General features: G+C 63.5%; 12 protein-coding genes. 5 read left to right on the plus strand and 7 right to left on the minus strand.

Annotated features, from left to right (window positions below):
* Positions 1–23: 23 nt before the first annotated feature.
* Positions 24–1,913 (minus strand): ribosomal protection-like ABC-F family protein, encoded by a 1,890-nt coding sequence (gene abc-f, locus SJ05684_RS03830; protein WP_034854230.1) that lies wholly within the window; start codon positions 1,911–1,913, stop codon positions 24–26.
* 355 nt (positions 1,914–2,268) lie between these two features.
* Here abc-f and SJ05684_RS03835 point away from each other — a divergent pair, with 355 nt between their 5' ends.
* Both SJ05684_RS03835 and SJ05684_RS03845 read left to right on the plus strand, forming a co-directional pair.
* Positions 2,269–2,553 carry a hypothetical protein gene (locus tag SJ05684_RS03835; protein ID WP_172901110.1) on the plus strand — a complete coding sequence of 95 codons (285 nt, stop codon included), beginning with the start codon at positions 2,269–2,271 and terminating at the stop codon, positions 2,551–2,553.
* Between the two features lie 469 nt (positions 2,554–3,022).
* Positions 3,023–5,686, plus strand: coding sequence for an AMP-binding protein (locus tag SJ05684_RS03845; protein ID WP_085939039.1), 2,664 nt, complete (start codon positions 3,023–3,025; stop codon positions 5,684–5,686).
* On the opposite strand, the gene SJ05684_RS03850 is transcribed toward SJ05684_RS03845, so the two are convergent.
* Entirely contained in the window at positions 5,627–6,139 is a 513-nt protein-coding gene (locus SJ05684_RS03850; RefSeq protein WP_034854228.1) for a DinB family protein, read from the minus strand. The two genes, SJ05684_RS03845 and SJ05684_RS03850, sit on opposite strands and share 60 nt — an antisense overlap.
* Positions 6,140–6,318: 179 nt before the next feature.
* Between SJ05684_RS03850 and SJ05684_RS03855 the strand changes: the two genes are divergently transcribed.
* Together SJ05684_RS03855 and ndk are read left to right on the plus strand one after the other, a co-directional pair.
* Entirely contained in the window at positions 6,319–7,008 is a 690-nt protein-coding gene (locus SJ05684_RS03855) for a glutathione S-transferase family protein (RefSeq protein WP_034854227.1), read from the plus strand.
* Between the two features lie 103 nt (positions 7,009–7,111).
* Positions 7,112–7,534 carry a nucleoside-diphosphate kinase gene (ndk, locus tag SJ05684_RS03860; protein ID WP_034854226.1) on the plus strand — a complete coding sequence of 141 codons (423 nt, stop codon included), beginning with the start codon at positions 7,112–7,114 and terminating at the stop codon, positions 7,532–7,534.
* Positions 7,535–7,607: 73 nt separating this feature from the next.
* Here the strand turns inward: ndk and SJ05684_RS03865 are convergent, their stop codons facing one another.
* Positions 7,608–8,111: a hypothetical protein gene (locus tag SJ05684_RS03865; RefSeq protein ID WP_034854225.1), complete on the minus strand. Its 504-nt coding sequence runs from the start codon at positions 8,109–8,111 to the stop codon at positions 7,608–7,610.
* On the minus strand, positions 8,108–8,668 hold the full coding sequence (locus SJ05684_RS03870; RefSeq protein ID WP_034854224.1) for a CGNR zinc finger domain-containing protein: 561 nt from the start codon (positions 8,666–8,668) through the stop codon (positions 8,108–8,110). The genes SJ05684_RS03865 and SJ05684_RS03870 overlap by 4 nt, the downstream gene beginning before the upstream one ends.
* 168 nt (positions 8,669–8,836) lie before the next feature.
* Between SJ05684_RS03870 and SJ05684_RS03875 the strand changes: the two genes are divergently transcribed.
* Positions 8,837–9,733: a branched-chain amino acid ABC transporter permease gene (locus tag SJ05684_RS03875; RefSeq protein ID WP_034854223.1), complete on the plus strand. Its 897-nt coding sequence runs from the start codon at positions 8,837–8,839 to the stop codon at positions 9,731–9,733.
* Positions 9,734–9,852: 119 nt separating this feature from the next.
* On the opposite strand, the gene SJ05684_RS03880 is transcribed toward SJ05684_RS03875, so the two are convergent.
* Genes SJ05684_RS03880 through pgsA form a run of 3 tightly spaced genes read right to left on the minus strand, consistent with a single transcriptional unit; the run spans position 9,853 to position 11,172 of the window.
* Positions 9,853–10,323, minus strand: coding sequence for a molybdenum cofactor biosynthesis protein MoaE (locus SJ05684_RS03880; RefSeq protein ID WP_034854222.1), 471 nt, complete (start codon positions 10,321–10,323; stop codon positions 9,853–9,855).
* Positions 10,324–10,327: 4 nt separating this feature from the next.
* The gene (moaD, locus tag SJ05684_RS03885) at positions 10,328–10,588 is read right to left on the minus strand and encodes a molybdopterin converting factor subunit 1 (RefSeq protein WP_034854221.1); all 261 of its coding nucleotides are present in this window, start codon (positions 10,586–10,588) and stop codon (positions 10,328–10,330) included.
* A complete protein-coding gene (gene pgsA / locus SJ05684_RS03890) occupies positions 10,585–11,172 on the minus strand; it encodes a CDP-diacylglycerol--glycerol-3-phosphate 3-phosphatidyltransferase (RefSeq protein WP_034854220.1) in 588 nt (195 codons plus the stop codon). Before pgsA ends, moaD begins: the two co-directional genes overlap by 4 nt.
* Positions 11,173–11,185 lie beyond the last annotated feature (13 nt).

The raw sequence follows: 11,185 nt of genomic DNA on the forward strand, positions 1-11,185 counted from the left end.
CGCACCCTTTTCCTCATCCCGCGCTAGCCCGCCATCGCCTCTTCGTATTCGGCAGACAGCGCGAGCCACTGCTCCTCGGCCTCTGCCAGTCTGGCCGCCGCCTCGGCGCGTTCCTTTGCCCTATGCGCGGCCCTGGCGGGCGCCTTTTCGTAAAGGAGGGGGTCGGCGAGTTCTGCATCGAGCGCCTGAATCTGTTTCTCCAGTTTTCCCGTCAAGGACTCGATCTCGTTGATCTTTTTCTTGAGCGGCGCGAGCGAGGCGCGCTTGTCGGCATTGGCTTTGCGCTGGTCGGCCTTCGACAGCGTCTCATCCGCACCGTTCGCCTTCTGCCTGTCGTCCCGAGGTCTGGGGCTGCCGACGATCAGGCTTCGGTAGTCCTCCAGATCCCCCTCGTAGCTTGAAACCGTCCCGTTACTCACCAGCCATAGGCGATCGGCGGTCGCCTCGATCAGGTGCCGGTCGTGCGAGATCAGGATGACGGCGCCGGAATAGTCGTTGAGCGCGGCGATCAGCGCGTTGCGGCTGTCGATGTCCAAGTGGTTGGTCGGCTCGTCGAGAATGAGCAGGTTCGGTTGATCGAAGGCGGCGAGCCCCATCAGGAGTCGTGCCTTCTCGCCGCCGGAGAGGTCCTTGGCGGCCGTGTCCATCTTTTCCGTCGCGAGCCCCATTTGCGCCACGCGCGATCGCACTTTCGCTTCCGGCGCGTCCGGCATCAGGCGACGCACGTGTTCGACGGCGCTTTGCGTCGGGATGAGATCGTCGAGTTGGTGCTGGGCGAAGAACCCGATCTTCAGGCCGGGTGCGACGCGCACTTCGCCGGCGTCAGCCGCGAGCCGGCCGGAGATGAATTTCGCGAAGGTGGACTTACCGTTGCCGTTGGAGCCGAGGAGCGCAATCCGGTCGTCGGAGTCGATGCGGAGATTGATCCTCTTCAGGACCGGCTTGTCTGGCTCGTATCCGACGGCGCCGCCCTGGATGGCGATAATGGGCGAGGCCACCGGCTTTTCCGGGTCCGGGAAGGTGAAGCCCTGCACATGCTCCTCGATTACGGCCGCGACGGTGCCCATGCGCTCCAGCGCCTTGATGCGGCTTTGCGCCTGGCGGGCCTTCGTCGCCTTTGCCCTGAAGCGGTCGATGAAGCTCTGAAGGTGCTTGCGCGCCGCTTCGTTCTTGACGCGCGCCTTCATCTGCAATTCGTCGGCCTCCGCCTTCTGCCGCTCGAACTGGTCGTAGGAGCCGCGGTAGAACGTGAGTTTCTTCTGGTCGAGGTGGACGATGGCGTTGACCGCTGTGTTCAGGAGATCGCGGTCGTGGCTGATGATGATGACCGTGTGCGGATAGCGGCGGATATAGTCCTCGAGCCAGAGCGTGCCTTCGAGGTCGAGGTAGTTGGTCGGCTCGTCGAGGAGAAGCAGGTCCGGCTCGGAAAAGAGTACGGCCGCAAGCGCCACGCGCATGCGCCAGCCGCCGGAGAAAGCGGAGGCGGGGCGCTTCTGCGCCTCGTGGTCGAAGCCGAGCCCGGAGAGAATGCTCGCCGCACGTGCTTCCGCCGAGTGGGCGCCGATATCGGCAAGCCGCGTCTGGATCTCGGCGATCCTATGGGCGTCCGTCGCCGTTTCTGCCTCGGCGAGAAGCGCCGTGCGCTCCTTGTCCGCCTTCAGGACGATCTCGATCAGCGGTTCCTCAGTGCCGGGCGCTTCCTGCGCCACCTGACCGATCCGCGCGTGCCTCGGCAGCGAAACCTTGCCGGCCTCGGCCGTAAGCTCGCCCGTGATGATGCGGAAGAGCGTCGACTTGCCGGCGCCGTTTCGACCGACGAGGCCGGCCTTCGTGCCCGCCGGAAGCGTCACGGAAGCGTTTTCGATGAGAAGACGGCCCGCGATGCGGGCGGAAAGGCCGGTGATCTGGATCATTCCGGCCTTTTGCCCGGACTTTTCCGGTTAGGCAAGGGGGCGGCGGTTCGGCCGTTCCCTATGCGCGTGGACGGCATTTTCAAGAGGATATTGTTATCGGATCATGGACAACGTGTTCCAATAATCAACACTTCCGGTCCTCATGATGAGGGACCATATGTATCGGCGAAGGGCGCAGGAGCTGCTCTTCCGATCGCTTGGGATCAGGACGAACGTTATCGGAGCATGAACTCCCCTAAATCGTCGCCGATCTCGTCAGACGCGCGGCGCTGCAGCCCGCCGCGTTCGGCGAGACCCATCCGAAAAAGCTGGTCGTGATGAAACCATCGTTCAAGTGAACGACCGATCTGGAGTGATGTTCATGAGGAATGCAATCCACAGCGCGCTCGCCGCCGCCCTCGTCGCCGTCGCCGTCATCGGCGGCGCCTCCGCCGCCTTTGCGGGCGGCAGCTACTACGAAGGCATCAGCCCGTCCCCGCTCTACACCGGACGCGCGGCCAAGTCCGGCGGTGAGACTGTCCGACACAATGCGAACGGCACCATCGACCGTACCGCCACCGGGTCGGTCTACGGCTATGCACGGCAGCCGAAGATGATCCCGGGCGGCGAGGGCGAATATTATCAGGGCCTCAGCCGCTAAACTGCCGCGATGCCGGCATGCGCCCGCGCTGCCGATCCTCCCAAGCACCCGGCTTCGCTGAGCGAGGCCGGGTTTCGCTTATTTGACGCAGTAACGGAATGCCTCCGCCCTTTTCGGACATGTGCCAACGCCAAAGCGAGTTCCGCCTGGCGCTCAAACTCCTTGGCACCGGCTGCGCTATCGGTGAGCGCGATGCCGGCGCTGAGGGAGAGCCGTTTAGGGTGGATGCGCGGCCCGGCGTGATCCGCAGGTCGGTGAAGGTTTGTCGGATGCGCCGCGATCATCTCGGCATTGCCGGCGTCGACGTCGTTGCAGACGATGACGAACTCCTGCGGGCTGCACTAGAGATGTCGCGCGGAGATGCTTGCCGAAAGACGATGCCCCGCTGAACGCTCGTTCTGCACGGCATTTTCCGCAACGGGCTCATACTTGACTATCGGAGTCATCAATAATATGCCGCCTCGCTAAAATGGAGGCGATCTTGGGGGCTGGGGATATTTCGAATTTTCCGTTTCGAGTTGCGGCGCTGGCCGCCCGAGGCGAGCAGCCGGCGCTCCTCCTTCCGGGCGGGCGATCCGTCACCTATCGGGAACTGGCCGAGCGCGTCGATCGCCTGGCGTCGCTGTGGCGCGGCAGGCGCGGCCTGGTGATGTTGGAGACGGATCTATCGGAGCACGCGGTCATCGGCTATCTCGCAGCGCTTGAGGCAGGCCATGTGGTCGCTATGCAGACACCCTGCGGCGCAGAGGCAGACAGCGCCGTCTTCAGGCCGGACTATCGCTATCGCCGTTTCGACGGGCGCTGGCGTATCGAGCGGCTCGAGGGCGACGCAACGGGCCCTCATCCCGATCTTGCCGTCCTGCTTTCGACCTCGGGCAGCACCGGACAGGGCAAGAGCGTCCGCCTCTCCGCGGCCAATCTTTGCTCCAATGCACGGGCGATCGCCGAATATCTCGGTCTCACGGCGGCGGACAGGGCCTGCCTCATCCTTCCGCTTCACTATTCCTACGGGCTCTCCGTCCTGAACGCCCATCTCTCTGTGGGTGCCAGCGTCTACTTGCCGGGCGGCTCCATTCTCGACGAGGGCTTCCTCGACGGGCTTGCCGAAAGCGGCAGTTCCAATCTTTCGGGCGTTCCCTATTCCTACGAGCTCCTGGAGAAGGTGGGGTTTCGCGGGCGCCTCTTTCCGCAGCTACGCTTCATGACGGTCGCCGGCGGTCGCCTGGCGCCCGAGACCGTTCGCCTCTACAACGAACATCTCACCGCATGCGGTGCCTCTCTGTTCGTGATGTACGGTCAGACGGAGGCGACCGCCCGCATGGCCTATATGCCGCCGGAGCATCTTCGTGGCCGGGAGGACCGTATCGGCATTGCAATCCCGGGCGGCAGCCTGGCGATCGAGGATGAAGAGGGCCGCCTGATCTCCGGCGTGGATCAGCCGGGGGAACTCGTCTACCGCGGTGCGAATGTGATGATGGGTTACGCCCAATCCCGGGACGACCTCGCGCGCGGCGCCGAGCTTGGCGTACTCAGGACCGGCGATCTCGCCATTCGGGATGCGGACCGATTTTTCCGTATCGTCGGGCGAAGCAAGCGCATCTCGAAAATTGCCGGCCTTCGAATCGGGCATGACAGCCTGGAAGCTGCGCTCGAGCGCCACGGCATTTCCGCTGCCGTCACCGGCGACGATGCGGAAATCCTTGCCCATTACGTCGGCGCATGCGGCTCGGAGGCCGTTCGCCGGCTTCTCGTCGCCGCAAGCGGCCTGACTCTGCTGCAAGTCAAAGCCTCACGCATCGACGCGCTGCCGCGATTGCCGTCGGGCAAGATCGACTATCAGGCGCTACGCAATCGCGCGGGCAGGGCGGATGCGGTTCCTGAAAGCAAAGGCGTACAGGAGCTGTTCGAACAGCTGTTCTTTCCGGCAAGGATTCGGGCGGAGGACAGCTTTCTGTCGCTCGGCGGCGATTCGCTCCGCTTCGTGCAATTGTCGCTCGGCCTCGAGAAGATCCTCGGCGAGGTGCCGGACAAATGGGAACGGATGCCGGTCCGGGACTTGGCGGCCTTGGACCGAAGCGACAGCAAACGCCCGCAGATCGGTATCGATCTGGTCATCCGCGCGCTGGCGATCTTGCTGGTCGTAGTCCATCACGAAACCCTTTGGCCGATACCGGGCGGGGCGGCCGCGATGGTCATTCTCGTTGGTTTTGGCTTCGCGCGGTTTCAGAGCGGCGCGCTCATTTCCGGTTCGCTCAAGCAGCTCTTGCGGCCGCTCGTCCATATTCTCGTTCCCTATTATCTGATCGTCGCAGCTTACGCGCTTGCCTGGGGCGACGTGCCCTGGGCTTCCGTCTTCCTCGTCGGCAATTTCGGCTTCGCCGACCCGGAGCGCCACAGCATGCTGCCCTATCTCTACTGGTTCATAGAGGCCTATTGCCAAATGCTGCTGGTTTTTGCAGCCCTGTTCGCCGTGCCTTTCGTCCGGCGCTCGGCAATCGCCCGGCCCTTCGAAACCGGCATGGCTTTCCTGGCCGCAGCTCTTGCAGCCCGGCTCGTGCTGCCGCAATTCTGGGATATCGGCAATCGCCAGATTTTCACCTTGCCGTGGATATTCTATCTCGCAGCTATCGGCTGGTGCGCGGCGATCGCCGAGACTCGGCGCCAGCGGCTGGCGCTGATGGTGGCGGGTACGGCGATCTTTCTCTTCTTCGGCATCTACAAGGGCGTCTGGATCGGCACCAAGATCAAGTATCTCCTGCAGATCCCCGTTCTTTGGGCACTCCTGTTCCTGCCGCGCATCCGACTGCCGCAATGGGGCGCGCGGCTGATCCTGCCGGTCGCCGCGGCAGGCTTTCACATCTACATCCTGCACCGCTTCGTGCCGGAGCTCCTGCTCGCGCCGGCGCAGCCGCTGCTGTCGCCCATTGCCAATTCGCTCCTGGCGATCGTCGGCGGCATCCTGCTCGGCCTTGCGGCATGGGCAGCGCAGCGCCGGCTCTTCACCCGGCTCTCGCGCGCCCTAATTGGCCTTCGTCCGATGGAATGGGCGAACGCAACGCGGCCCTGGATTGCCTCAGACCGCCCACTTCTCGCCTTCGGTCCGCAGAAAGAAAACCAGGTCCAGCGTCAGTGATGGGCGGCCGAGCGCGGTGAGGGTGGCGTGCGCCTGACCGCGATGATGGGTCTGGTGGTTGAAGAAGTGGGCCAGCGTCGGTCCGAGCTTCTGCCTGATCTCGCCTGGCATGGTGATGGGCGTGTAGGTGAAATGCGCGCCAAGACGGGCCTCGTCGAGACCGTCGACATAGCTGATGATGCGCTCGTCTTCGGCCCGGCGCGCCGCCTCCAGGCTGGCGAGATCCTCGTGCAGGGTGGCATCGAGCCGCGTGGGTGCCTCGCCTTCCCCGGTGAAGCGTCTCATCCAGATCCGGTCGGCGGCGAGGATGTGGTTGAGTGTGGCATGCAGCGACCCGAAGAAGGCTCCCTTGTCCGTGCGGTATTCCGCATCGGATAGCTCCGAGGCGGCGGCATAGAGCCGACGGTTGGCCCAGCGATTGTAATCGGCAAACATCCGGTAATGTTCGAGCATCGGCTTCTCCGTGGATACTGATTCCATTGGCTGAAGCAGACTACCGCGAGCAGGCATTTCCGTGTGGAATGCCATTCATGAAATTTACTGATTTGATTGGACGGCGTCGCTGTCGTCCTATGGGTCGCCTACCGCATTTCCTCTCAAATCGAGGATGCAATCGCTCATCTGGAGGTGGAATGACCCGCAGACTCTATGCCCTTTGCGGCACCGACCGCACGCGCCCCTTCTCGCCGCATGTGTGGAAGACCAAGCTTTCCCTGGCGCATAAGGGGCTCGACTTCGACGTGGCGCCAGGCGGATTCACCGAAATTCCGAAGCTGGAACGGGGCGCAACGACGATCGTGCCTCTGCTGCGCGACGGCGACATACTCGTCAGCGACAGTTTCGAGATCGCGCTTTATCTCGAAGCGACCTATCGCGAGCGCCCAACGCTCTTCGGCGGGGAGGGCGGCAAGGCGACCGCTCGCTTCGTCGAGGGCTGGTCGCAAACGACGCTGCACCCGGCGATCGGGCGCATTGCCATCATGGATATCCACGACCGCCTCGATCCGGTCGACCAAGCCTATTTCCGGCAAAGCCGCGAGCAACGCTTCGGCAAGCCGCTCGAAGCGGTTGCCGAAGCGGGGCAGGCCGATCTCGAAGCCTTTTCGGCCAAGCTCGAACCGCTCCGCCACATGCTGAAGTTTCAGCCCTTCCTCGGCGGCGACCGTCCTCTCTTCGCCGACTATATCGTCTTCGGCGCGCTGCAATGGGCGCGCATCGTTTCGAGGCAGCGCCTGCTGGCGGACGGCGACGTGGTAACCGATTGGTTCGAGCGCTGCCTCGACCTGCACGACGGGCTCGGCCGCTCCGTGACAGCGGCGTGAAACGACGCATGGCGGCGGCGAATCATCGCCGCGCCCCCTTGTTTTGATCGGCATTGGCGGCTAAGGGAACCGCCACTTTCCCCAGAAACGAGGATTTGAGCCAATGGCGATTGAACGTACCTTTTCGATGATCAAGCCGGATGCGACGAAGCGCAACCTGACCGGCGCCATCACCAAGATGCTCGAAGACGCCGGCTTGCGCGTCGTCGCTTCGAAGCGCGTGTGGATGAGCCGCCGCGAGGCCGAAGGCTTCTACGCAGTCCACAAGGAGCGCCCGTTCTTCGGCGAACTGGTCGAGTTCATGTCCTCCGGTCCGACCGTCGTTCAGGTTCTCGAAGGCGAGAACGCGATTGCCAAGAACCGCGAAATCATGGGCGCCACCAACCCGGCCAATGCCGACGAGGGCACCATCCGCAAGGTCTTCGCGTTGTCGATCGGCGAAAACTCCGTTCACGGTTCCGACGGTCCGGAAACAGCCGCCGAGGAAATCGCCTACTGGTTCGCCGGCACCGAGATCGTCGGCTGATTCAAAGTCTTCGCTTTGGGCCGCAAAGGCTTGAAACGATTCCATGAAACGGGGCGGCGACGCCCCGTTTGCTTTATGGCGGGCAGGCGGCCATGTCGAACTGCGTCGGCGCCAGCCCGTTGCGGAAGACCTCCGGGTTCTTGTCATAGGCTGGCCCCACCACCAGGGGCCTCGCCGGCAGAACATCCTGATCCACGTCGGAGATCACCGTCGTCTCCAGCTTCTGCAGCGTTGCTCCGTCCGGCCCCTTGACCTCGATCGTCACGGCATAGGGCCTCTCTTTCCTGACGCAGGTAACATCGGGGCTTTCCAGCACGACCTTGTCGAGCTTCGGGAAGAGCTTGCGCGTGAGTGTCAGCGGATCGCCGCCGGCCGGGTTCTCGAAACTCGCCACCACGATGCTGCCGTCCGGCACCGGCCCCGCCTTGTTGAGCGTGATCATGTAGGTGGCGTAGGCCAACCGGTAGTTGAACACGAACATCTTGCCGGTCAGCTTCAACGCGTCCGGCCCGGTTTCGCGCTGGCAGCCGGTAAGAGCGGCCGCGGCCAGAACGGCGCAAAGGACTATTCTCTTCATGGCTGCGTTTCCTCCCTGTTGCGGCGATAGTGGCGCCGGGCCTTCGTGCGGTTGCCGCAAACAGCCATGTCGCACCAGGTTCGGCTCCTGTTGCGGCTGCGGTCGAGAAACAGCCATTCGCAATTGGGACAGATTTTCAGGCGGTCCGTCTCCGGATTGGCGACGAGGCTGAGCGCTGAATGCGCCGTCGCCGCGTCGAGCGCGACGGAGCTGCCGCGCCGCGGCGTCCGGCGCAGGATGGCGGCGATCGCCTCAAGCAGATCCGCAAGCAGATACGGCCTATCCTCTGCCCTGATGATCGCCCGGACATGTCGGTCCGTTGCCTCGCGCAATTCAAGAAGTGATTTGCGGTCTTCGGGCCGCGCCGGACCGAGCGGCCCGAAGCGCTCCCGCTCGGCGCCGTAGAGATTGGCGGCGTCGGCGAAGGAATCCATTGCCGCGAAATCGGCGAAACGATCGATCCGGCGCTGCGGATCGAAACGCAGGACGACGGTATTGGCGACGTCCAGGGCCAAGGCGCCGCCGGCGAATCTATGTGCTGTCCAGGTGAAGCTCATATCATAAAATCTAACTGGTAAAACGCATGTTGCAAGTTATATTACATCCGTCGGCGGCCGCATGGCAAAGCTACAGGCGGGTTCCGCTCCGCCGCCGCAGTTCGCGATGTAAACCGAGCTTCTGTGAAGGGCGGTTCATCTCGGGGGCGCCGCGTTACGGGATGTGCCATGGCCTATTTTCTTCAGCAGATCGCCAACGCTGTACCCGTGGCCGCGCTCTATGCGGCACTCGCCTTCGGCTATGCCATCGCCTTCGCCGTAACCCGGCGCGCCGATCTGACCTATGGCGCTCTCTTTGCCTTCGCCGGACAGATCTTCGTGCTCTTTGCCGATTTCGGCTGGAACCGCCTTTGGCTCGTGCTGCCCGCAGCTCTCGGCGTCGGGGCGGCTGCGGCACTGACATTCGGTCTTGGTGCCGGCCTCGTTGCGGGGCGCTATGTCATGCGTCCGCTCGCCTTTTCATCCGCAAACGCCGTGGTCGTTGCTTCTCTCGGCAGCCTGCTGGTGCTCATGGAAACGGCGCGTCTCGCTTCGGATACGCGCAGCCTCTGGCTGCCGCCCTTTCTGAACAATGTCGTCGTCTTCTGGCCGGACCCGCAGTTTCCCGTGACGCTGACCGCCGTCCAATTGGTAAATACGGGGCTGATGGTCGCGCTGGTCGCCGGTGGGCACTGGCTGCTCACCCATTCCTATGCCGGCCGTTACTGGCGCGCCGTCTCGGAGGACCGTGAGGCGGCAGCCCTTTGCGGCGTCGATCCGTCGATCGTCTACATCGTCGCCTATGGCGCGGCCTCGCTGATTGCCGCCTTCTGCGGAATTCTTGCCGCGTCCTACTACGGTAACATGGATTTCGGAATGGGCCTGAGTTTCGGCGTCAAGGTGCTCTTCATCGCCGCGATCGGCGGCCAGACGGCACCTCTTCTTGCAGCCTGCGGCGCGGCCGGCGTGGGGTTCCTGGAGACGCTATGGAGCGCCTATGGACCGATCCTCTGGCGGGATTTCGCGATCTTCGGTTTCCTCGTTGTCGTTCTGGCCGTCACGCGCCGGGAGAAGGCGATCCCATAGAATTGCCTGCAGCGAAGTCCTTCGGCTCCGAAATGCGCAAGCATGTCCATTTCGCGCGGACGTGGTGCGGCTCACGCCGTAGCAGGCAGCGGGGGCGTGCTCCCCGCCGCAAAAGTGGGTCAGTCCTCGCGAGCCCACCTGCCGCGCGCGGCGTCGTCGGCATCCCTGGCGCTGACCCATTCGCCGATGCTGCCGTCGGCGCGATGCTCCTTCTTCCAGAAGGGGGCGGAAGTCTTCAGGAAGTCCATGATGAAATTCGCGCCGTCGAAGGCCGACTGCCTGTGCGGCGAGGCGGCAATCACCAGGACGATGTTCTCGCCGGGTGCAATACGGCCGAAGCGATGGATGGCCGTTGCCCCCTGCAGGCCGAAGCGGGTCACCGCCACGCGGCAGATGCGGTTAATCTCGGCCTCGGCCATGCCCGGATAATGTTCGAGCTCGAGCGCATTGAGGGCGCCTGCCTCATTGCGGCAGAGCCCGGAAAACGTCACCACCGCGCCGATGTCCGCCCGTCCGCGGCAGAGCGCCGAGATCTCGGTGCCAAGATCGAAGTCCTCGCGCTGGACGCGCACGGTGATGGGTACACGCATTGCCTCAGCCGCCCGTCATCGGCGGGAAGAGGGCGATCTCGCGGGCGCCGGCGATCGATTTGCCATGTTGGACATGTTCCTGGTCGATTGCCGCGCGGATGACGTTCTCATGCTCCAACGCCGACTGGTATTCTTCGCCGAGCGTCTTCAGATGCGCCAGCAGATCGGCGATCGTGACGACATCCGCGGGCAGTTCCAGCGTTTCCTCACCCTTGCCGATCCGCTCGCGGACCCAGGAGAAATAGACGAGATTGACGGTATTCATTCGTTGACCACGTGCTTGAGGCCGGCCCTGAAATAATCATAGCCCGTATAGAGCGTGATTGCTGCGGCGATCCACAGAAGCAGGATACCCGCTTCCGTCGTATAGGGCACGATCTTGTCGCCGGCCGGACCGGCAAGCAGGAAGGCGATCGCCACCATCTGGATCGTCGTCTTCCACTTGGCGATCCGCGTCACCGGCACGCTGACCTTGAGCGCGGCGAGATATTCGCGCAGGCCCGAAACAAGGATCTCGCGGCAAAGAATGATGATCGCCGCCCAGATCGACCAGCCGGCAATCGTGCCGTCGGCGGCTACGAGCAGAAGGATCGAGGCGACGAGCAATTTGTCGGCGATCGGGTCCAGCATCCGACCGATATTGGAGGTCTGCTTCCAGATGCGCGCGAGATAGCCGTCGAAGAAATCCGTGATCGAAGCGGTGACGAAGAGCACGAGCGCCGTCCAGCGCGCGAAATCGGAGCTGTGCAGCCGCCCCTCGACGAAGAAGCAGAACACGATCAACGGCACGATGAGGATCCGGAAATAGGTTAGCAGGTTCGGGATGCTGTAGGCTACAGGCGTTGGCATGGACTCGGTTTCT

Source organism: Sinorhizobium sojae CCBAU 05684 (assembly GCF_002288525.1).
Lineage (GTDB): Bacteria > Pseudomonadota > Alphaproteobacteria > Rhizobiales > Rhizobiaceae > Sinorhizobium > Sinorhizobium sojae.